At 42.4% G+C, this 22735-nt stretch carries 18 protein-coding genes and 3 pseudogenes; 16 read left to right on the top strand and 5 right to left on the bottom strand.

The window, feature by feature from the left end:
• Nucleotides 1–35: 35 nt before the first annotated feature.
• Both N1I87_RS14625 and N1I87_RS14620 read right to left on the bottom strand, forming a co-directional pair.
• A complete protein-coding gene (locus tag N1I87_RS14625; RefSeq protein ID WP_003352538.1) occupies nucleotides 36–362 on the bottom strand; it encodes a YnfA family protein in 327 nt (108 codons plus the stop codon).
• Nucleotides 363–632: 270 nt separating this feature from the next.
• A pseudogene (locus N1I87_RS14620) lies at nucleotides 633–1406 on the bottom strand (PTS ascorbate transporter subunit IIC); the annotation flags it as partial.
• 102 nt (nucleotides 1407–1508) lie between these two features.
• Between N1I87_RS14620 and N1I87_RS14615 the strand changes: the two are divergent.
• Complete coding sequence (locus tag N1I87_RS14615) at nucleotides 1509–2678, top strand: IS256 family transposase (RefSeq protein WP_341100451.1); 1170 nt, start codon at nucleotides 1509–1511, stop codon at nucleotides 2676–2678.
• A 143-nt stretch (nucleotides 2679–2821) separates the two neighbouring features.
• Here the strand turns inward: N1I87_RS14615 and N1I87_RS14610 are convergent.
• The 3 genes and pseudogenes from N1I87_RS14610 to N1I87_RS14600 form a co-directional block, all read right to left on the bottom strand.
• A pseudogene (locus N1I87_RS14610) lies at nucleotides 2822–3337 on the bottom strand (PTS transporter subunit IIC); the annotation flags it as partial.
• Nucleotides 3338–3349: 12 nt separating this feature from the next.
• The gene (locus N1I87_RS14605; protein WP_003352540.1) at nucleotides 3350–3616 is read right to left on the bottom strand and encodes a PTS sugar transporter subunit IIB; all 267 of its coding nucleotides are present in this window, start codon (nucleotides 3614–3616) and stop codon (nucleotides 3350–3352) included.
• 13 nt (nucleotides 3617–3629) lie between these two features.
• Entirely contained in the window at nucleotides 3630–5582 is a 1953-nt protein-coding gene (locus N1I87_RS14600) for a BglG family transcription antiterminator (RefSeq protein ID WP_341102513.1), read from the bottom strand.
• Nucleotides 5583–5756: 174 nt separating this feature from the next.
• On the opposite strand from N1I87_RS14600, the gene tnpA reads away from it, so the two are divergent.
• From tnpA to N1I87_RS14525, 15 genes and pseudogenes are all read left to right on the top strand, one after another.
• Complete coding sequence (tnpA, locus tag N1I87_RS14595) at nucleotides 5757–6155, top strand: IS200/IS605 family transposase (RefSeq protein WP_003352529.1); 399 nt, start codon at nucleotides 5757–5759, stop codon at nucleotides 6153–6155.
• Between the two features lie 11 nt (nucleotides 6156–6166).
• Nucleotides 6167–7279 carry an RNA-guided endonuclease InsQ/TnpB family protein gene (locus N1I87_RS14590; RefSeq protein WP_003353586.1) on the top strand — a complete coding sequence of 371 codons (1113 nt, stop codon included), beginning with the start codon at nucleotides 6167–6169 and terminating at the stop codon, nucleotides 7277–7279.
• Nucleotides 7280–7586: 307 nt separating this feature from the next.
• Complete coding sequence (locus N1I87_RS14585) at nucleotides 7587–8225, top strand: TetR/AcrR family transcriptional regulator (protein ID WP_048623955.1); 639 nt, start codon at nucleotides 7587–7589, stop codon at nucleotides 8223–8225.
• Between the two features lie 99 nt (nucleotides 8226–8324).
• Nucleotides 8325–9467: an acyl-CoA dehydrogenase gene (locus N1I87_RS14580; RefSeq protein ID WP_327805499.1), complete on the top strand. Its 1143-nt coding sequence runs from the start codon at nucleotides 8325–8327 to the stop codon at nucleotides 9465–9467.
• A gap of 21 nt (nucleotides 9468–9488) precedes the next feature.
• Nucleotides 9489–11129, top strand: a complete 1641-nt coding sequence (locus N1I87_RS14575; protein WP_341102507.1) for an AMP-binding protein — start codon at nucleotides 9489–9491, stop codon at nucleotides 11127–11129.
• 1 nt (nucleotide 11130) lies between these two features.
• Nucleotides 11131–12498 (top strand): acetyl-CoA carboxylase biotin carboxylase subunit, encoded by a 1368-nt coding sequence (locus N1I87_RS14570; protein WP_341102505.1) that lies wholly within the window; start codon nucleotides 11131–11133, stop codon nucleotides 12496–12498.
• 207 nt (nucleotides 12499–12705) lie between these two features.
• Nucleotides 12706–13749: an IS30 family transposase gene (locus N1I87_RS14565; protein ID WP_048622401.1), complete on the top strand. Its 1044-nt coding sequence runs from the start codon at nucleotides 12706–12708 to the stop codon at nucleotides 13747–13749.
• A 353-nt stretch (nucleotides 13750–14102) separates the two neighbouring features.
• Nucleotides 14103–14315, top strand: a complete 213-nt coding sequence (locus tag N1I87_RS14560) for an acetyl-CoA carboxylase biotin carboxyl carrier protein subunit (protein WP_341102502.1) — start codon at nucleotides 14103–14105, stop codon at nucleotides 14313–14315.
• Nucleotides 14316–14322: 7 nt separating this feature from the next.
• Nucleotides 14323–15237, top strand: coding sequence for a hydroxymethylglutaryl-CoA lyase (locus N1I87_RS14555; RefSeq protein WP_341102498.1), 915 nt, complete (start codon nucleotides 14323–14325; stop codon nucleotides 15235–15237).
• 7 nt (nucleotides 15238–15244) lie between these two features.
• Nucleotides 15245–16021 (top strand): enoyl-CoA hydratase, encoded by a 777-nt coding sequence (locus N1I87_RS14550; protein ID WP_341102496.1) that lies wholly within the window; start codon nucleotides 15245–15247, stop codon nucleotides 16019–16021.
• Between the two features lie 14 nt (nucleotides 16022–16035).
• The gene (locus N1I87_RS14545; protein WP_341102493.1) at nucleotides 16036–17577 is read left to right on the top strand and encodes an acyl-CoA carboxylase subunit beta; all 1542 of its coding nucleotides are present in this window, start codon (nucleotides 16036–16038) and stop codon (nucleotides 17575–17577) included.
• 400 nt (nucleotides 17578–17977) lie between these two features.
• Nucleotides 17978–18412 (top strand): hypothetical protein, encoded by a 435-nt coding sequence (locus N1I87_RS14540; RefSeq protein ID WP_341102491.1) that lies wholly within the window; start codon nucleotides 17978–17980, stop codon nucleotides 18410–18412.
• 252 nt (nucleotides 18413–18664) lie between these two features.
• Nucleotides 18665–19285 carry a sterol desaturase family protein gene (locus N1I87_RS14535; RefSeq protein WP_341102488.1) on the top strand — a complete coding sequence of 207 codons (621 nt, stop codon included), beginning with the start codon at nucleotides 18665–18667 and terminating at the stop codon, nucleotides 19283–19285.
• Nucleotides 19286–19704: 419 nt separating this feature from the next.
• Entirely contained in the window at nucleotides 19705–20886 is a 1182-nt protein-coding gene (locus tag N1I87_RS14530) for an IS701 family transposase (protein ID WP_040037972.1), read from the top strand.
• A 72-nt stretch (nucleotides 20887–20958) separates the two neighbouring features.
• Nucleotides 20959–21510, top strand: a pseudogene (locus tag N1I87_RS14525) (nitroreductase family protein); the annotation flags it as partial.
• Nucleotides 21511–22735 lie beyond the last annotated feature (1225 nt).

Genomic DNA, 22735 nt, shown 5'->3' with positions numbered 1-22735 from the left:
AGCGTGACAAATCTATTATTTTACTATCACAAAACCTAATGCCTCGGCGCCCAAAGAATCACGCCAACTCCCACTAAACAAATCAAAGCACCGAGCCAATCATATAAATCGGGCGTTTTTCTATCGACTCCCCATCCCCACAGGACAGAAAGAAAAATAAAGACACCGCCATAAGCGGCATAAACTCGCCCGAATGCCGGATAGCTTTGTAACGTTGGAATGATACCATACAGGACAAGTACAATCGCTCCAATAACCCCGTACCAGAATGAATATTGTTCACGAATCCACAGCCAAATCAAATAACCGCCGCCGATTTCCGCCAATCCCGCCAGCAAAAACAAAGCCGCCGCTCTTCCCATTGCTCACACCCCAAAAATTTCATCTTCCTCGTTTTATTATAAACTAGAAAAATAGGTTTGTCAGAATAGGATGGCAGCAAGAAAGAAGATAAATGCAATGGTCATCTCTCTAGGTCATTTTGTCATTTAGATTGATCACTCGTTCCCCAGAGCGGACACCCTATCACCAGACAGTCGAAAACCATGAAAAATCCCTCCTGTGAGACAGGATGAGCTTTTTCAAAACTGTCTGTACAAAAGGGATTCACTTTAGAAGAGATTGGCTTTTCATTAAGAAAACAATTTCATCAAATAGCCAAGAAGAATACCGACAATGCCAAAGTCAGCGTCACCGAACGTTGTTCCTTCGAAACCAAGCGATCCGAGGACCGGAAGGAGAATAGCCGGCAAGAACGAAATCAGCAGTCCGTTTGCGAATGAGCCGATCACGGCGCCTCTTCGGCCACCGGTTGCATTTCCGAATACACCCGCCGCTGCTCCTGTGAAAAAGTGAGGAACAAGACCGGGCACAATGACTTTTAAGTGGAACAAAGGAAGCAAAAACATCGAAACCAGCCCGGCCACAAAACTAGTTAAAAATCCGATAATAACGGCATTTGGCGCAAAAGGAAAAACAGTTGGGCAATCCAGCGCAGGTTTCGCATCTTTTACAAACTTATCGGCTATCCCTTTAAACGCAGGAACAATTTCTGCGATGATCAAACGAACGCCCGATAAAATGATATACACTCCGGCGGCAAAGGTAATCGATTGCATAAAAGAAAAGACTAAGAAATTCGTTCCGCCGCTTAGCTCCTTTTCGATAAATGCAGGACCGGCGAAACCGGCAACGATGAAGAACAAGATGCACATTGTCAACGATACGGCTACTGAAGTATCCCGCAAAAATCCCAGTGATTTCGGGACTTTTATTTCTTCCGTTGTACGTTCCTTGTTTCCGAATACTTTGCCCAAAAATCCGGCCACAAAGTAGCCAAAGGAACCAAAGTGTCCTACGGCGATATCATCCGAACCCGTAATTTGGCGTACGAACGGCTGCAGGATGATGTATAAAATTTTGTGTAAAGCATTTTACTAGATCAAAAGAAAAAAGGTAGGGTATTCTCTGATTGGACCAAAAATCTTAGAGAAAGGAGTACCCTACCTATGTCTAAAAGAAGTATACCGAATGTCGACTGGGCAAATCAACTGGAAAGTGTCATTCGTCAGTTTGTAAAGGAAAAATTAGAACTGATCATGCGGGAAGAAATCAAGAATTTCCTCGAAATAGAGCAGGCCGGAACATCGAATATGAGAAACGGCTACTATCAACGAAATCTAGATACGCAATATGGCCGGATTGAAGGTCTTTTGGTCCCTAGAGACCGAAACGGAGAATTTCAAACCCAATTGTTCGCTCCTTACCAACGCCATACGGGCTGGCTCGAGGAAGCCATCATCAAGATGTATCAAAGTGGTATGAGTACGCGTGAAATTGGCAAGTTTATTGAACGAATTTTAGGCAAGGCCTATTCTCCTTCAACGATCAGTCGTATGACCGATATCGTGAAAGAAGACATTGAGAAATGGCACAAACGTCCCCTGCACAAACGTTATTCTGTCTTATATTTAGACGGCTTGTATGTAAAACTTCGTCGCGATACCGTGGAGAAAGAAGTGGTTTATGTGGTGTTAGGGGTGAACGAAGAAGGATATCGCGAAATTCTTGATTTCTTTGTGGGAGGACAAGAAAGCGCCTATGTATGGCAGGAAATTCTTCAACACCTCTACCAAAGAGGCGTCAAGGAAGTGCTTCTTGGCGTCTTCGATGGCCTTCCGGGGCTGGAGGAAGCCTTTAAGGCGGTGTATCCGAAAGCCGATGTGCAGCGCTGTGTCGTGCACAAAGTCCGCAACACCCTAAATCGTGTTCGGAAAAAAGATCAATTTGAAGTGGCAGAGGATCTCAAACTGATTTATCGCGCACCGAATAAGGAGATGGCGTTACAGATGTTTCAACAGTTTGAGTCGAAATGGTCGAACAAGTATCCGAGAGAAGTTCAATCTTGGGCCAATGAGTTGGATGTCCTCCTTACATTTATGGATTATCCAAGCAGTATTCGAAGTGTGATTTACACGACCAATGCCATTGAACGAACGATCAAAGAGATTCGGAAACGTCTAAAGCCGATGAACAGTTTGAGTAGTTTAGAAGCCGCTGAAAAAATCGTGTATTTGACGATTCAAGATTTTAACGAGAAATGGGCAGGAAGAAAGTTACGAGGATTTGCCGAAGCGCATGAAGCTCTTCAACGAATGTTTGAAGAACGTTATTGTTAACCAAATATTGTAAATAAACAAAATAAGGGGATTCTCCCTTTCCACGCAAGAGACTGAATATTCAGTCTCTTGTGTGGAGAAAATCAGTCCCCTATCAATTCAAATCCATTTCAGAGAAACCCTACCCCATTTACATTACACAAAATTCTTGACGGTACCGGCTGCAGAATCGCAGGAGAAATTATCATTAATAATCCGAGAATGATCGATCCAATAATAACAAGGGGTACTCCGGTTATTCCGCCCGTTGCCAGAACGGCAGAAATTAAACATGCCATGAATAAAGTATGATGTCCGGTTAAAAAAATGTATTTAAAAGGGGTAATCCTAGCCAAAATAATATTCACGATCATACCAAATACCATTATTAATGCCGTTTCACTACCAAATGTTTTTTGGGCGATGGCCACTATCGCTTCATTGTTGGGAATAACGCCTTGAATGCGAAAGGCATGTTGAAACATTTTACTAAAAATATCAAGGGCGCCTACGAGAATATTCGCTCCGCCGCTTAAAATCACAAATCCCATAATCGTCTTTAACGTTCCAGACACCGTTTCTGCCGCATTTTTCTTTTGCAGCAGCAAACCGACAAGCGCAAATATGCCGACTAAAATGGCGGGAGTCCCTAAGATGTCCTTCATTAAAAAGTCCAGCATGGCTTTTTCCTCCTAAAAGTATTTTTCAAGCTCTCTTCTGATTTCATTTTGATCGAGAATGTTTTTCAATGCGACAACCGTTCTTTTTCCATCCTCCAAGTTTTCTACAATCTCTTTAGAGCCAAGATAAATATCCGCTTGTTCCGATTTGCTTGTTGCCAGATCCGTATGACTGACCTCCGCTTCTACGCCCATTTCTTTCAAGATTTTTTTTACATTCATTTCCACAATTAAACTGCTTCCTAATCCGTTTCCGCAAACGACTAAAATCTTTTTCATATTCCATCTCTCCTTATTCTTTTGAATATTGATTGATTAAATCGAGAATCTCTTTTTTTGTGTCCGCCTTAATTAATTGCTCGATATTTTGAGAATCTGACAGCAAATTAGATAATTGAGACAACGCTTTTAAGTGCGTTTCATTGTCCACGGCTGCCAAGACAATAACCAAATGAACATTGCGTGAACCATCCTCTGCAAAGGGTACTCCTTTTTTTAAGCGCAGCAATGTCATTCCCAGCCGATTGACTCCTTTTTCAGGCCTTGCATGAGGAATCGCTACTTTTGGTGCAATGACGATATACGGTCCCAACTCATGGACGCTTTCAATCATGGCATCGACATATCCTTCCGTGACCGCACCCGTTTTCAGCAGTGGCTCCGCCGCCGTTTTTATGGCATCTTCCCAGCTATTCTCCTCCTCTTTTAACACAATGTGGTCTTCATCAATCAATTCATTTAGCATCGGTTTGTATACCTCCTTCATCGTCGGGGAAGGAACGGACAAAAATTCCTTTACCTTTCGTGCAAGACCTTCATAGTCGTGGATATCTGCATACTTTTCAATCATATTCATGAATGCTTGGACGGAAAGATTTTCTCTGTCATTTGTAAAGTGGTTCGTCCATTTCAGCAACTTGTTTTTTTCTGCTTCATTCATAATCGGATTTGTCAAAAATACAGGAATGCCGCGATCTTGAAGCGGTACAGTAGATACCACAAAATCGACATCAAGGTTTGCAGAATCATATTGTCTTTTCGTCAAGCTATCTACAATCTCGACGTTTGGCAACAGCTCTTTAAGCTGTCTATGCATAATCAAAGACGTTCCTACTCCATTCGCACATACGATCACCGCTTTTTTACGTTGATGCCCTTCTGCCTCTTCACGATTGAGCCATCCCCCGAAGTGGACGGCCAGCAAAGCTGTTTCGTCGTCAGGAATAGGCTTTCCCACCAGCTTTTGAAAATGATTAATCACCTTTTTGGTTAAGGCAAATACGTCCGCATAATTGGTTTTAATGGAGTCAAAGAGAGGATTGTTCACTTTGATCCCGTATTTCAGCCGATAAAAAGCGGGTTTCAAATGTAATAGCAGATGATTCTCCACCGCTTTTCGATCTCGAAAGAACACACAAGAGTATTTTTGAAAATCGCCCACCATTTTTTGACATACTTCTTGCAGAGCAGCAACGTCAGAATTCCTCGCATCCAGATTTTGAGAATGGATAACTTTAGAACTGAGTAAGTGAGTTGTCAAAAAATAGATCTCGTCTTCCGGTATCTCCAGCTTGAAACAACGCTCCAACTGCTTGCCGATATGTTGAGCGGCCAAATATTCTTTTGTAGAACGGAGAATGTCTTTTTCAACCGGATCCATTTCCACAAAATACCCTTGCTTGATTCTTTTCGAAAAAAGATAAACACGCAAACTTAACGTTTGAACATCTTCATCCGTAAAGTGAAGATTTAACATACTTTCGCTTTCGGAAATCATCTTGTAAATCAAGTTTAAATGTTCAGTTGTAATTTCATGTAAAACGGGAAAGAATCCATTCATCCATTCTTTATTGCCACTATGCTGGGACAAGAAGTAAACAAGGGCATTCCTTAAATCCAGTTCTTTCCCAAAGAGGATATACCCTTTCTTTTTAGTGGAAACGATTTGTACATGAAACTTTTTGCATTCTTCTTTCAACCCTTTGATATCTTCTATCACCGTATTCCGACTGACATCCACCATCTTCAATAAATCTGCTAGAAAGACGGGGCGCTCCTTCATCAGAAGCGAAACCATCATTTTGGCTTTTCGTTCTTTCGGCGAATATTCATAATGCCGATAGACAAAGGGTATTTTCTTCGGAATCTCTCGTTTTGATTTTTCTTCCAAGTAGAAACCTTGAGAGCGAACGTACTGAACGGAAGGAAGTTTTTGTTTTTCCAACCAATAGTTGATCTTTTTCATATCATAGTAAACTGTTCGCTTTGAAACATTTAACGGATTTCCGAAAGAAGTCTCCCATCCTCAAGGAATGTGCAGGGCGTAGCCCAATGAGTAGGTGGGAGATGAATTTCGGTTGGCTTTAGCCAAAGGTTTTGATATAATCAGTCTTATATATAAAAAAGGATTGATATATCAATGAAATTGGATAGTAATAATCATTCAGTGTTCCTATTACATTATCATCTTGTATTAGTTGTAAAGTATCGCAGAGAAGTGTTCACCGATAAAATATCTGATTTTGCAAAAGATATGTTCATTGAGATCGGAAAAAAATACAACATTACTTTGACAGAGTGGAATCATGATAAGGATCATATCCACATCCTATTCAAAGCACATCCTAATTCTGAATTATCGAAGTTCATCAATACTTATAAGAGTGCAAGTTCTCGACTGATAAAGAAAAACTTTCCTCATATCCGAAAAAGACTATGGAAAGAGATGTTTTGGTCAAGAAGCTTTTGCCTGCTTACAACAGGCGGTGCACCAATAGAAGTCATAAAAAAATACATTGAAAATCAAGGTCAGAAGTGAGGTGATTTGATATGGCCAAACAAAACAAAGCCTTCAAATTTCGTTTGTATCCGAATAAAGAACAGAAAATCCAATTAGCCAAAACATTTGGTTGTGTTCGCTTTGTCTACAATAAGATGCTGGAAGAACGTAAGGAAACGTATGAGAAATTCAAAAACGATAAAGAAACGCTTAAACAACAAGCATTCCCGACACCAGCGAAATACAAAGATGAATTTCCATTCCTAAAAGAAGTGGATTCTTTAGCTTTAGCAAACGCACAGATCAATTTGCAAAATGCTTATAAGAACTTTTTTGAAGGTCGTGCGGAGTTTCCTAAATTCAAAAGCAAGAAAAATAAACAATCTTACACAACCAATATGGTCAACGGCAATATTAAGCTAGAAAATGGTCATATCAAACTACCAAAAATCAAAAAGCCAATGAAAATGAACCGACATAGAGAAATACCTGCTGATTATAAAATCAAATCTTGTACTATTTCTAAAACAAAGACAGGTAAATATTATATTTCGATTTTGACAGAATACGAGAAAGATATTCAGTCAGTAAAGATTCAAAAAGTAGTTGGCTTAGATTTTGCTATGGACGGTCTATATGTCGAGAGTGAACAGGGTGAGAAAGCCAATTACCCACGGTACTATCGACAAGCATTAGACAAACTGGCAAAAGCACAACGAATTCTTTCTCGCAGAAAAAAAGGTTCTGCACGTTGGGAAAAACAACGTTTGAAAGTAGCAAAGTTACAAGAGAAAATTGCCAATCAACGCAAGAATTTTCTTCACCATAAATCAAAAGAATTAGCATCAACCTATGACGCAGTTATCATTGAGGACTTAGACATGAAAGGAATGTCTCAAGCCCTCAATTTTGGAAAAAGTGTTCATGATAATGGCTGGGGTATGTTCACTACTTTCTTAGAATACAAGCTAAAAGAACAAGGGAAACAACTTGTAAAAATCGATAAGTGGTTCCCTTCTACTAAGAAATGTTCTTGTTGTGGCAAGGAAAAAGAAATGCCATTATCTAAACGTGTATATGAATGTTCTTGCGGTTTTGTATTAGATCGTGATCACAATTCAGCAATCAATATCAAAAATGAAGGATTACGCATATTAGCATAAAGAATAATAACTTTCGGAACGAGAGGGTAAGCTCGGTCAATTTCTTATCGTTAGATAGGATTACCCGAGAAGCCCCCACTTCAAGCGACCCGCAAGGGTGGTAAGTGGAGGGTAGTTCACAGGGTTCTGAAACAAGGGATCAATCGTAATGGTTCTGCAGATGACTTTCATAAAAGACAAAGACCGGACAGCTTCATAAAGAAGCCAACGGTCTTTTTTTGTAACAAAAACTGAATATTCTGATTATTCTGTTTACAGAGAGCGCATCGTACGGTAGTATGTCAAATAAAGGATGGTAATCAGTTTTATGGGAAAAAAATCATTGAAAGAAAAGATTATCGATACAGCGCTGATTCTTTTTGAAAAAGAAGGCTACCACGGGGTGACAGTTGATCGGATTGTAGAACAATGCGGCACATCCAAAGGCGGTTTTTATCACAACTTTAAATCGAAAGATGAATTGCTTTTTCACATTCATGATATTTTTATTTCTTATGTCATTGAAAAAGCGCAAGAAGCATATGATCGATATACGACGCCCGTTTCCAGAATGTGTGCCATCATTCAATCGTTTACGAAAGTATTTGGAATGTATAAACCCCACATCACTGTTTTTTACCAAGAAAGCACCTATCTTAAAGGAGAATTTGAGATCAACATCAATCGGAAGCGCAAACAATATAAAAATATCATTTTGCAAATTGTTCGGGAAGGGCAAGAATCCGGTGATTTTCGTTCAGAAGTCCCTGCTGAAATCACCGTCATGGCGGTCATCGGAATGGTGAACTGGTTGTATAAATGGTTTCATGAAGAAGGGCCGCTTTCCATTGAAGACATTGGAAAAATCTACGTTGATTTAATCTTTCATGCCCTTTTAACGGAAAAAGGCATGAAAGATCCGGCAGCACAAGAGCATCTGCTTCGAAATCAGCCGGTAAAGCGGTGAATGAATGGTACTAAAATGGCAAATAAAAAGGGCGACCTCGATCAGTTGGTTCACACGAATATAGACCGACTAGTCGGTTATTAAAAAGGGGGAATTTTCATGAATTTTGAGTTGACAAAAGAACAGCAAATGATCCGTGAAATGGTCAGTGATTTTGCTGAAAAGGAAATCAAACCTTATGCTAGAGAACTTGATCAAAAAGCGGAATTTCCATATGAAACGTTTAAAAAAATGGGCGAACTTGGCCTGCTTGGTATTCCGTTTCCGGAAAAATATGGGGGATCGGGAGGGGATACGATTTCCTACTGTATTGCTGTAGAGGAAATCGGCAAAGCGTGTGGGGGGACAGGTCTCAGTTATGCCGCCGCTATCAGCCTTGGTGCTAGTCCCATCTATTATTTTGGTACGGAGGAACAGAAGAAACAATGGCTCGTTCCAATGGCAAAAGGGGAAACACTGGGCTCTTTCGGTCTGACAGAACCTAATGCCGGGTCCGATGCTGGGGGCACGAGAACCACAGCGATTTTAGACGGAAATGAATATGTTATTAATGGAGAAAAGTGCTGGATTACGAATGCGGGATTTGCTAGACAAGTTATTGTAACCGCTGTCACTGGCAGACGGGATAACGGCCGGCCGATTGTTTCAGCCATCATTGTGCCTACGAATAAGCCAGGTGTTCAAATCTCTTGTGACTATGAAAAAATGGGAGTAAGAGCGTCTAATACTTGTCAAATTGTACTCGACAACGTGCGTGTGCCGAAAGAGAATTTGCTCGGCGATCCAGAAAAAGGATTCAGCCAATTTCTTTATACACTGGACGGAGGTCGAATATCCATTGCGGCTCTTTCTGTCGGCATTGCACAAGCAGCGTTTGAAAAAGCTCTTCGTTATGCTAAAGAACGATATCAGTTTGGTCAACCCATTTCAAAATTCCAGGCTATTCAATTTAAATTAGCGGATATGGCAATGGAGATTGAACTCGCTCGCAACCAAGTTTATAAAGCGGCATGGCTGAAGGATCAAGGAAAACCGTTCTCAAAAGAAGCGGCAATCGCCAAATTGTTTGCCTCCGAAACCGGTTTTCGCGTTTGCAATCAAGCGATTCAAATTCATGGAGGATATGGGTATATGCGTGAATATGATGTAGAGAGACACTTGCGCGATATAAAATTAATGGAAATCGGCGAAGGAACATCCGAAATCCAAAGGCTCGTCATCGCGCGTCAACTTGGTTGCTAAAACCATTTTTAGGAGGAGAAAATGGCCGAATTACTACGTAAAACGGTTGGGCAGTTGTTGGAGGAAAAGGTGCATGATTTTCCGGATCACGAGGCATTAGTATATGCCGACCGCAATCTTAGATGGACCTACAGTGAATTGAACGAAGAGTGCAATTTGGTCGCGAAAGGCTTAATGGCGCTAGGGGTGGAAAAGGGAGATCATTTGGCTGTCTGGACCACCAATACCCCAGAATGGGTTGCGCTCCAGTTCGCCACCGGGAAAATGGGCGGCGTTTTAGTTACGGTTAATACGAATTATCGAACCATGGAACTGGAATACTTGCTGAGGCAATCCGATGCCAAGACTTTAATCTTAATAGAAGGATACAGGGGAATTTCTTATGTGGATACGATTTATGAAATATGCCCTGAGCTTCGCCATTCCCAGCCTGGAGAACTGCAATCGAAAAGACTGCCGCTCTTAAAAAATGTGATTGTTTTAAGCGAAAAACCATATAGTGGAATGTACAATTGGTCTCAATTGATAGAAAAGGGGAAAAGAATCAGTGTTCAAGAACTGAAAGCACGGTCTCGATCTCTTCATCCTGATGACGTCATTAATATGCAATACACTTCGGGAACGACCGGATTTCCGAAAGGGGTTATGTTGACTCATTATAATCTCGTCAACAACGCCCGCAATATCGCTGAATGCATGAAGCTTACGAAAGATGACCGTTTATGCATTCCTGTTCCTTTTTTCCATTGCTTCGGCTGCGTGATCGGTACACTTGCCTCTGTAAGTGTCGGAGCGACGATGGTTCCGGTTCAGGAATTTGACCCTGAGGCTGTCCTGCAAACGGTAGAAAAAGAAAAATGCACAGCCCTTCATGGCGTTCCGACGATGTTTATTTCAGAATTGAATCACCCGAACTTCTCAAAATACAATTTAACGACTTTAAGGACGGGGGTGATGGCGGGTTCTAATTGCCCGATGGAAGTGATGAAGGCAGTCATGGAAAAAATGGGGATGAAGGATATTACCATATGCTACGGACAGACGGAATCTTCGCCTGTCATCACTCAAAGCCGCACGGACGACCCGGTTTCGTTGCGGGTGGAAACAGTAGGAAAAGCATTGCCTCATGTCGAAGTAAAAATTGTGGAACCAGGCAGCAACCGCGTGCTGCCGGCGAACACACAAGGGGAACTCTGTACAAGAGGCTATCATGTGATGAAAGGCTATTATAAAAATCCGGAGGCAACAAAAGAAGTAATAGATGAAGATCACTGGCTCCATACAGGCGATTTGGCGGTAATGGATGAAAATGGCTATGTACGGATTACCGGTCGCCTAAAAGATATGATTATCCGCGGCGGGGAAAATATTTATCCAAGAGAAATCGAGGAATTTCTTTATCAACACCCGAAAATTTTAGATGTGCAAGTAGTGGGAGTGCCGGATGAGAAATTCGGGGAAGAAGTAGGCGCATGGATTATTTTGAAAGAAGGAGAAACAGCCGATGCCGAGGAAATACGAGCGTTCTGCAAAGGAAAGATATCACGGCACAAAGTTCCAAAATACGTTTTCTTTACAGATGAATATCCGATGACTGCTTCGGGAAAAATTCAAAAATTTAAACTTCGGGAAAGGTATTTAGAGGATATAAAGGGGAGATAAGATGTTTTCCAAAATTTTAATCGCCAATCGGGGGGAAATTGCCAGACGAATCATTCGCACTTGCAAAAAGATGGGGATTGAAACAGTCGCCGTCTATTCGGAAGCGGACAAGGATTCACTGCATGTTCATGAGGCCGATGAAGCGTTCTGCATTGGAAAGCCTCCTGTCAATCAAAGCTATTTAAATATGGATGCTATCATCCGTGTTGCCAAGGAGTCCGGAGCGGAAGCGATTCATCCGGGATACGGATTGTTATCTGAAAATAGCGAATTTTCGAGGGCGTGCCACGATGAAGGACTTGTTTTTATTGGTCCCGGTTCCGATATCATTAAAGCGATGGGAAGCAAAATTGAAGCGCGAAAAACAATGAAACAAGCCGGAATGCCAATTATAGAAGGAATCGATATTCCCCTCCGGAATGAAGAGGAAGCTGTATTGGCTGCAAAAGAAATCGGCTATCCCCTTATGTTAAAGGCTTCTGCAGGCGGTGGAGGGATTGGCATGCAAGTGATTCGTTCTGAAGAAGAGCTGCGAAAAGCATTTGCCGGCAATAAAAAACGAGCGGAATCATTTTTTGGGGACGGGACGATGTATGTAGAAAAGTATATTGAAGACTCGCATCATATCGAGGTGCAAGTGTTAGCCGATTCATTTGGAAATGCTGTAGCGCTTTGGGAACGGGAATGTTCCATTCAAAGACGAAATCAAAAAGTGGTGGAAGAAGCCCCATCTCCATTTATTAGCGAATCTACTCGGAAAAAAATGTTGGCGTCGGCGCTGCAAGCGGTTCGGAAAATCGGCTATACCAATGCGGGTACGATGGAATGTTTAGTCGATAAAAATCAAAATTTTTACTTTTTGGAAATGAACACAAGACTTCAAGTGGAACATCCTGTCACAGAAGAAATCACCGGATTGGATCTTGTTGAGCACCAAATCAAAATAGCAGCCGGAGAAAGGCTGGAATTTTCCCAAGAAGATATCAAAAGAGACGGCCATGCGATTGAAGTAAGAATTTATGCGGAAGATCCGAATACATTTTATCCATCGCCAGGCAAAATCACTTTTCTGCGATTGCCGGAAGGGGAGGGCATTCGGCATGAAACGGCCATCGAAAAAGGGACGGTGATCACTCCATTTTACGATCCGATGATCGGCAAATTGATTGTCTGGGGAAAAGACCGTCAAGAAGCGTGCAATCGGTTGATCGAGGCTCTGAAACACTATCAAATTGAAGGGATTAAAACCAATATCCCAATGCTTTTAAAAACGGTGTCCCATGAGCGGTTTTTAGCCGGAGACACGACAACGCAGTTTGTGAATCGTCATTATTTGCAAGAAAGCACCAAGCAGCCGAAAACGTCATAAGAGGAAGCCGATTGAAAAAGGAGAATCATACCTTCCTTGCCTTCATAGTTTTTCATTATGACCATCAGTAAGATGTATACGAAAAAATATCTGAATTTTCTAGGCTAGTTGTATAATCAAATGCAACAAGCATAAAAAATGAAAAACCATAGATAAACCACGTATGATTAAGTCGACTAAAACAATATCGATACGGAGGATTTATCTATGGCAATTACTAATTCTACCATAGGAGCTCGGCATTTCAAACACTTAACGGCTTATGACCGTGGGAAAATTGCGGCCTTACACGCTGCTGGTAAGACTCAACAGGAGATTGCAGATTATGTTGGTTGTCACAAAAGCACCATCTCCCGTGAGTTAAGAAGAGGTACAGTGCCACAAAGAAAAAGCAACGGGAAAATTGTTCATGTCTATTTTCCAGACACAGGTCAACTTCTCTATGAGAGAAACAGGAAAGCCTGTGGCCGCAAGCTAAAACTAGACGATGCCATCGAGTTTATTAAGTATGCCGAAACTCAGATCCTTGATAAGAAATGGTCTCCTGATGCGGTATGTGGGAGAGCCAAACGTGATGGGAAATTCAAAGACAAAATGGTTTGCACCAAGACCCTTTATAACTATATTGATCTAGGACTTATAGGCGTTAAAAACATTGACCTACCTATGAAAATTACCCTGAACACCAAGAAAAAACGTAACCGGAAGAATAAGAAGATCTTAGGACGCAGTATCGATGAGCGACCAATTGAAGTCAATGAACGCCAAGAGTTTGGTCACTGGGAAATTGATACGGTTATAGGCAAGAAGACTAAAGATCAGGCCTTATTGACTCTTACTGAGCGCAAAACCCGTAAAGAAATAATTTTGAGAGTGACAGCCAAGGATAGTCTATCCGTTTCAGAAGTCATATCTCAGTTGAAAGTGTCTTATGGTAATCGGTTCTCTAAAGTGTTTAAAACCATTACGGCTGATAACGGTTCTGAATTTGCTGACCTCGGCCTTAGTGTTGAAAAAGATCTAACAGAGGTTTATTTTACACACCCTTACACATCCTGTGAACGAGGAACCAACGAGCGTCATAATGGCCTTATTAGGCGCTTCATACCAAAGGGGAGACCCATTTCCTCTGTGGCAGACGAAACCATTACCTATGTTGAAAATTGGTGTAACCATCTTCCAAGGAAGATCCTCAATTATCGTACACCTGAGGAGTGTTTCCAAATAGAGTTAGCTGGCTTAGCTTCTTAACCTTAAGCCAGCTAACCCAAAGGGTTGGTTTTTAGCAACTTGACAAAGAGCCTCTGCGGGCATGGCTACCAGCCATGAAGCCAGGTATACGGTACTGGCTGGGCCAACCAGGCTACCATGCCCACCACTCCACGTCAAGTCGCGCAGAGTGTCCCGATTCTACTTAATCATGGGTTATCTGGTCTTTCAATACTTGTTGCATTTAATATTGCAATTTAAGTCTGAATTTTCTATAAAAATAAAGGCCGCCTTTCCTTGTTTAGTATAGAAAATTGATCGACGAGAAGCAGTGGAAAAGGAGGCAATAATTTGTTGGCGGAATACGAGTAATAGGATGTCAGGGGGATGAAAATATGAGTACCATTCAAGCGAGCATGGCCGGAAGTGTATGGAAAATACTGGTTTCAGAGGGGGAGAAAATAACATCAGGTCAAGATGTGATCATTCTCGAATCAATGAAAATGGAAATTCCCATTTCTTCAGATGAAGAGGGAATCGTAAAAGCCATTCATGTTCAAGAGGGGGATTTTGTCAACGAAGGGGACGATTTGATCGAAATGGAGTAGGGAGGGGATGTTTTTGAAATGGCCCAAGAAAGTACACATTAAAGAAGTTGGCCCCCGGGATGGTCTCCAAAATGAAGATAAAATTCTTTCTTCTGATGTCAAAGCGGAATGGATCAATCGGCTGTCTGAGGCGGGGCTTGTTTCGATTGAAGTGAGTTCTTTCGTCAACCCGAAATGGATTCCGCAGCTCGCCGATGCCGAAGAGGTATTTTCCAAGATTCATAGAAAAGAAGGAGTCAAGTATGCAGCGCTTGTTCCGAACTTGAGAGGATTGGAAAGAGCGTTGAAAGTGGACGTGGACGAAGTCTGTTTGTTTATGTCAGCCAGTGAAACGCATAATCAAAAAAATATAAACAAATCCATATCTGAAACTTTTCCGGTTTTAGAAGAAGTCGTGGCAGAAGCCAAATCTGCCGGAAAAACGGTGCGCGGATATGTATCCACAGTGATTGCTTGTCCGTATGAAGGGGAGATTCCGGTTTCTCAAGTCAAAAGGGTGGTAGATCGGCTTCTTGAAATGGGGGTGGATGAAATCTCTCTCGGCGATACGATTGGCGTTGGCGTACCGTCGCAAGTAGAAGCTTTGCTTTCAGAACTTTTGAAATCTTATAAAGCGGATCAGTTTGCGATGCATTTTCATGATACTCGTGGGACTGCGTTAACCAATGTTCTCATTTCTTTGCAAATGGGGATAACCACTTTTGACAGTTCACTCGGAGGGCTGGGGGGATGTCCGTATGCCGAAGGAGCTACCGGAAATGTCGCAACGGAAGACCTGCTTTACATGCTTACGGGGATGGGGATTGAGACGGGAATTGATCGGAATCGTCTGCTTCAAGCGGCGCATTTTATAGAAGAAAAATTGGAAAAGCCGTTGTCAAGCAAACAAATGGAGTTGGCAAGACGGACGAGGAAGGAGTGAAAAAGCGATGGGAGAAATGGTTCGATGGGAACATAGGGAGAAGATAGCGATCATTATTTTAAACCGCCCGGAAGCAGCTAATGCTTTGTCAAAACAGCTGCTCAGTGAATTAAAACAGCTGCTGCAAACAGTAAAAGGACAGAACGATATTCAAACGGTCATTATTACGGGAAGCGGTCCGTTTTTCTGTGCCGGCGCTGATTTGAAAGAAAGAAAAGGGATGGATGAAGAAGAAGTGAAACAGGCGGTACAACAGATACGTTCCATCATCAACGAATTGGAAAATGTTCCTCAGCCGACGATTGCCGCCATCAATGGTGCTGCGATGGGAGGAGGTTTGGAATTGGCGCTGGCATGCGATATTCGAATTGCTGCTCAAGATGCCAAACTAGGATTGACCGAGACTTCTCTCGGTATTATCCCCGGTGCGGGAGGCACTCAGCGTCTTCCAAGATTAATCGGGAAAGGAAGAGCAAAAGAATTAATCTTTGCGGCTCGTAAAATTTCAGGGGCAGAAGCCGAAACACTTGGACTGGTGGAATACGCGGTAGAAGCGGAACGAGTGCTGGAGAAGGCTTTTGAACTGGCAAAAGAATTTGTGGAAAACGCTCCGCTTTCTTTGCGGCAAGCCAAAATAGCCGTTAACAAAGGGATGGAAACGGACATCATGACAGGCTTAAAAATAGAAGAATTGGCTTATAACACTCTTTTAAATAGTTCTGACCGAATAGAAGGGCTCAAAGCGTTTCAGGAAAAAAGACAACCCCGATACACGGGAAGATAAAGGAGGGTCCCCCAATGTCGGAAATAAAAGCAGCTCTTACCAACTATCATGAGATAAAAGAGGGTGTGCTAAAAGGTGGGAATGAAACATACCATCAGAAAAATAAAGCGAAAGGGAAATTATTTGTCCGTGACCGCCTCAAGCTTCTGTTCGACGAAGATATAATAGCGGAGGACGGGCTATTTGCCAATTGTCTTGCCGGTGACCTTCCGGCGGACGGAGTCGTGACGGCGATTGGAAAAATTCATGGACGCACTGTTTGCGTAATGGCCAATGATTCCACTGTGAAAGCTGGTTCATGGGGAAAAAGAACAGTGGAAAAAATCATTCGAATTCAGGAAACGGCAGAAAAGCTTCGCTGTCCGCTCATTTATTTGGTTGATTCCGCAGGAGCCCGAATTACCGACCAAATAGAGATGTTTCCCGGAAGGAGAGGAGCGGGAAGAATCTTCTACAATCAAGTAAAACTTTCAGGGAAAATTCCGCAAATCTGTCTGTTATTTGGCCCTTCGGCTGCTGGCGGCGCTTATATTCCCGCTTTTTGCGATATTGTCGTGATGGTGGATGGAAATGCCTCCATGTATTTAGGATCGCCGCGGATGGCGGAAATGGTGATCGGCGAAAAAGTGACGCTTGAACAAATGGGCGGAGCCAAAATGCATTGCAGTGTTTCGGGCTGCGGTGATGTGCTCGTAAAAACCGAAGAGGAAGCCATCGAGTTTTCCCGCCGATATTTAACATACTTTCCGGACAATTACACGCAAAAGCCGAAACGAGCCGAAAAAAAATCTCCCAAATCTTTTGATCAGTCAATCGAAGACATCATTCCAAAAAACCAGAACGCTCCTTTTGATATGTATCAGCTTATTGACCGCATTGTGGATGAAGATTCTTTTTGTGAAATCAAAAAAAGATTTGCGGCTGAACTTATTACGGGTCTTGCTCGTTTAGAAGGGCAGCCGATTGGTATTATTGCTAATCAACCGCGTGTAAAAGGCGGCGTGTTGTTTCATGATTCTGCCGACAAAGCCGCTAAGTTCATTCATTTGTGCGACGCCTTCCATATTCCGCTTTTATTCTTGGCGGACGTTCCCGGTTTCATGATTGGAACGAATGTAGAAAAAGCGGGGATTATTCGCCACGGCGCCAAAATGATCGCGGCAATGAGCGAAGCAACGGTTCCAAAAATGACCGTGATTGTCCGCAAAGCATACGGAGCCGGCCTGTATGCCATGGCGGGTCCCGCTTTTGAACCGGACTGTTGTTTAGCTTTGCCGACTGCCCAAATTGCGGTGATGGGGCCGGAAGCCGCTGTCAACGCGGTGTACGCCAATAAAATAGAAGCGATGGAACCGGAAGAAAGAGCGGCATTTGTGGAAGCAAAGCGTGAAGAATATCGAAAAGATATTGATATATACCGGTTGGCGTCTGAGTTAGTCGTGGACGATATTGTGGAGCCGAATCGACTCCGTGAAGAATTATCCCGACGTCTGGATGTCTATATGTCTAAGTATCTAGTTTTTTCCGATCGGAAGCACCCGGTTTACCCTGTCTGATCCAAAAGGACGAAGACAGATGATAAAAAAAGCCGTACACAGACGAAATATTATTAGATAAAACGTATTTTCAAAACTGACAAGCGGGGACTAACCTGGCCCTGCTATTTTTGTGCGTACAGTTTTTGATAACGTCCATTGCTCTTCTGAACTTTTTGTACGAGGGAAAGGCCTCCATACAGTTGGAAAAGCAATTTGAGCATATGTTTTATGAACATGAACATTGGGCGCTTTTTTGAATAAGATAGATCAACGAGCAAAAAGGATTTGGGAAAGGCAGACGGCTGTTTATGGTCATAGTTTGAAAATCAGTAGTGCATTCTTCATGATTTTGTGACGAGGAAAGACGGAAAGCGATCATGCAGAAAACGACTAAAAGGCATTATGTTTTTAAGGGGAGATGAGAACGGAGATGGAAAAATGGAAAAAACGGCTGAATTTCGCTCACAAGGTCCAGGATGATTCTTTTTGGAAATCCGTGTTTCATTCCAGAAAACATGGTCGAGAAGATGGATATTCAGATAAAGAAGAGAAAATGAACTATAATCTTTATCAATGGAACGATTTCCTTGTTCTGGAACTGGAACTCCCCGGTCTGGATCAACATGAGTTTCAAATGTGGATGGACCATCAAAATTTACTGATAAAGACAAAAACCGCCTTATGGAAAAAGAAGAAAGACCCTGTCTACTTTGTAAAAAAGCGAAGAGTTATTCCCAATGAGCAGCATATTCCACTGCCCGTCCCTGTTTTCACTCAACCAGTGAACATAAGTCAAAAAAATGGGCTATGGTATTTCCGCTTTAAACCGATTCCAAAAGAAGCAAAATCATAAAATACTGGGGGAACTGATTCAAAATCAAACAAGTGATGAATGTTTTTCTTCGGAAAAAATACGTCTGGATTTAAGAAAATGAAACAGAATCGTGGCCGCGTTGAAACACCAAATGGAGCGATTCATTTTTTGGACTCTGAATCGATGGAAGAAAAGAGTCTATAATAGACATCACTCATCAATTCATTGAATATTATATATAGAAAAAAGCAAGTTATTGACAAAAAAATAAAGGAGGGGGGACGACCAAATATGTTCAAGTATGTCCGTGAATTTTGGAATACAACGGAAATGATTGGTTTAGGCTTATTCTTATTTCTCGGATTGAGTTTATCGGTCTTTTATATTCGCTGGCCTCTTTTATTTATTTTTTTAATTGGAATCATATTTTTCGGTATTATGGAATATGTTATTCATCGTTTTCTTTTTCATGGGTCTTTGCCGGAAAAAATAAAATTTTTACAACCTGTAAAAGACTGGCATGATCATCATCAACATCCGAGCGAGCTAAAAGGCATTTTGCTGCCTGCTTGGCTGACTCTTCCAATGCTTTTGCTTCTGGTTCTCGCCGTTCAATTGATCATGCGGGATATCACATTTTCCATCGCTTTTGTCACGGGCGTTTCGGGAACGCTGCTTTATCATCAATGGAGGCATTTTTCCGCTCATCGTCCCATTGAGCCTTTCACCCCTATCGGCAAGCGGCTGAAAGTCTATCACTTGCAGCATCATACCATTAACAAAAAATATTGGTTTGGCATAACGAATCCGCTGATGGATTTGCTGTTGGGAACGTACCGCAACCCGAAGAAACAGGCCCAAAAACAATCTTCACGACGAATGAGCCGCAGCCGAGCAACCGTTATAAAATAATTTCTTCGGAAACAAGCTTTCACCATGATCATTTTTCATGGCATCGAAAGGTCTTTCCTGTTCGGAGACGCTATGAATTGAAATAACCAGGGGCTGACTATTTAGTTGGCTCCTTTTTCCTTTTTTTCTGGGATCATAAAATCTCCTTCTTGACGTAATCTATGATGAAAGTTAAACTTTTAACAGTGCTTACTTAAAGTAAGTAATTTGATCATGGAGGGAAGAAATATGGCAAGTCATTCTACAGATTTATCTACCGTTATAAAAGAACGCCATTCCGTCAGAAAATATGATCCTAACTATAGATGAGCAAATTCGCTAACATAAATTTACAACCAAACAAAAAAAGAGACATGAACCCGATTCCTTGATTAGAATAGATGTGTCACCAAAACTATTCACAAGGAGGTTCATGTCTCATGAATAGATTAGCACATCATCAAGGAATCCACAAGTTTTTCACGATGTTGGGGTTGGCACTTTATTTTTCAAAACCTGTCATGAAGCATCTCGTTCATATCGTGGATGCGCTGACCACCAAAGGATTTGCGGGAACATTGACCGATCTTCATCATTGGAGCTTTCATCCGAACCACCGCACGACACTCAGCCATTTTTTCACGAAAAGCCCTTGGGATGAAGAGACGCTGCTTCGCAAACTTCAACAGTGGATGCTTCGTCGTGTCGAACGCATCGCCAAACAGGAGAATCAACCCCTTTTTGTTTCGATCGATGATACGATTTGCCAAAAAACCAAGCCTTCGTCACAGGCAACGCACGCCATTCAAGGGTGTGATTGGCACTATTCTCACACAGAGAAAAAGTCGATCTGGGGACATTCTCTCGTTTGGCTCATGGTTCATACGATGACCCAGGCTTTTCCCTTTGCGTTCCGCCTCTACGACAAGGCGGCTGGGAAAAGCAAGGGGGAACTCGCGATCGAGATGCTTTCTTCTTTGGATGTACACCGTCCTGTTTATGTGCTGATGGACTCTTGGTATCCATCGCAAACGCTCGTGGAAGCTTGTCTGAAAAAGGGATTCCACGTAATCGCAATGCTCAAGGCCAATCGGCTTCTTTATCCAAAAGGCATTGCGGTTCAGGTGAGGGAGTTTGCCCGCTACATCGAACCGAAAGACACTCACCTCGTCACGGTGGGAGAAGAGCGTTATCGGGTTTATCGCTACGAAGGCTCTCTCAAAGGTCTCGATGATGCCGTGGTGCTGCTCGCTTGGAAAGCCGATCAGCCGATGACATCGGAACATCTTCACTGCGTCTTGAGCACCGACCGGGATCTAAGCGATGAAGAGATCTTGCGCTACTATGCCCAGCGTTGGTCGATCGAATGTTTTTTCCGTCAAGCGAAAGACCAGCTGAAACTCGATGGATACCGCGTTCGCGGACGTCGGGCGGTGAAACGCTACTGGATCTTGGTGCAGCTTGCTTACGTGTACAGCATGTTCGAGTCGAACAGCGATTTTTCTGATGGGCTCGATCTTCTGCGCAAGAGAAAAGGACATAGCCTCGTGGAGTTCATTTACCGTGCAGCGAAACAAAATATTCCCATTGATACCGTGAAAAAACAGCTCCACGTGGCATAAGGGGTACCCTGTTTGTCTCTTTTACATGGTAATTATTGTAATTAAAATTGCTCAACTACAGATCCTAATTATAAAATTGCGAAGGAAGAAATTGAAGAAATTTTAAAGGAAGCCACTTTGGCCCCTTCGTCCAGTAATCTTCAACCATGGCGCTTTCTTGTTATTCAAGATCAAAAAACGAAAAAAGAGCTCCGCGCCATCGCCAATAACCAAGAACAAGTAGAAACATGCTCAGCCGTCATTGCGGTTTTAGGCGATACGGAAATGTATAAAAACGCCGAAAAAGTGTATCGAAGCAACTATGAAGCAGGTTATATGGATGAAGAGAGAATGAGACTCATGATCGAAAACATTAACAAACTTTATCCATCTCTGTCTGCGGAAGACCGGAAAAATATAGCTTCATTTGACGCCGGCCTTGTTTCCATGCAAATCATGCTGATTGCGAAGGCTCGTGGCTATGACACGGTTCCGATGGGCGGTTTTAATAAAAAACAATTCGTTGAAAGATTTAACATTTCCGATCGCTTCGTTCCAACGGTGTTAATTGCCTTAGGAAAAGCGGCTGCGCCTGCTTACAAAACAACAAGAATTCCTGTTGAAGATATCGTTCGCTTCTTATAAAAGTCTTCCCCCCGACAGAATAACGGGGGAAGACTTTTTATGTGCGCCCGGCATGTACATGAACTATAGGGTGTAAGTCCCGAACCCCGAAGACAGAAGTAGAGGTTAGCTCAACGAAAGGGTGTCCGTGGTGACGCGGAATCTGAAGGAAGCTGGAGGCAAAACACCGGTCCGAGGAACACGAACCTCATATAAGGCTAGGTATGATTGAGTGAGTTTGCATAACAAAACAAAGCTCTTTCTGTCGAAGGTCATATCGAGTAAATGAGGCGGATAGATGGTGTGAAAGTGCATGTACTTACCCGGGGAGGTCTGGCGGATATGTGAAGTACTCTTCATAACCTACTTAGTGATAAGTAGCTGAACCGTCAGAAGTCAGCAGAGGTCATAGTATTAGTTGGTCTAGAACAACTAAGAAGGACCGAACAATTAAGAGAGAATAGCCCTTGGTATTCAGTGAGTCATGATGAACACAGAAAACGTAGTACCTCACTTGAGGGAGGAAGCGGTGAATCCCGTGGGAGACCTCTTGGAGGGTGGAGTGACCACTGGCATAAAGAGAACAGCTATTCACGGAAGTTATAAAGACTTGCGTCAATGATCTTAATTGAACCGCCGTATACGGAACCGTACGTACGGTGGTGTGAGAGGACGGGAGTTAATCGCTCCCTCCTACTCGATTCCCCATGAAGGACAGTCAGTTCTCTTCTTCAAGACAAGCAGGACAGCAACTGTTCTTAAGTGAAGGAGCACTCCCTAATCGTCTTCTTTGTTCATCTAACGATCAGTGGGCCCAAAGGTCCCACAGGTGGAAATCTCTTTTTATTCCGCTTGAAAGGACATGTCAGTCTCTTTTCTAAACTATGAAAATCGGCGAAACAGTCATGGCAAAGCTTTACACCTCTAGAGAGCGTTTATACCTCAAGCATTTGGCATCCTCACCATGATTGTCATCCCTGTTTTGAATATTTATATCCATTTCAAATGAAAGTACATTCGAAATTTCGGCTTATTTTGGAAAAAGAGCATGATTTATAGGCCGTGATCCCATAATTTCATGATCATTTTTCTTTCTCAAAAAGAAGTCACTTAGTCATAGTTTAGCAAATTCACGTTATGTGCTATCATAAAAAGCGGGAAATCGGACATGCAACAAACTTGAAATGAAATCAAAAAGAAATGGATGCAATCACCATCCGGATCATGATTTTGTATAAGTTTAAAA

The organism is Bacillus sp. FSL W8-0102 (assembly GCF_038007225.1).
Classification (GTDB): Bacteria; Bacillota; Bacilli; order Bacillales; family DSM-4216; genus Bacillus_O; species Bacillus_O smithii.
Note: the sequence above shows the minus strand (reverse complement) of the source record. Positions and strands in the feature narration are given on the sequence as shown.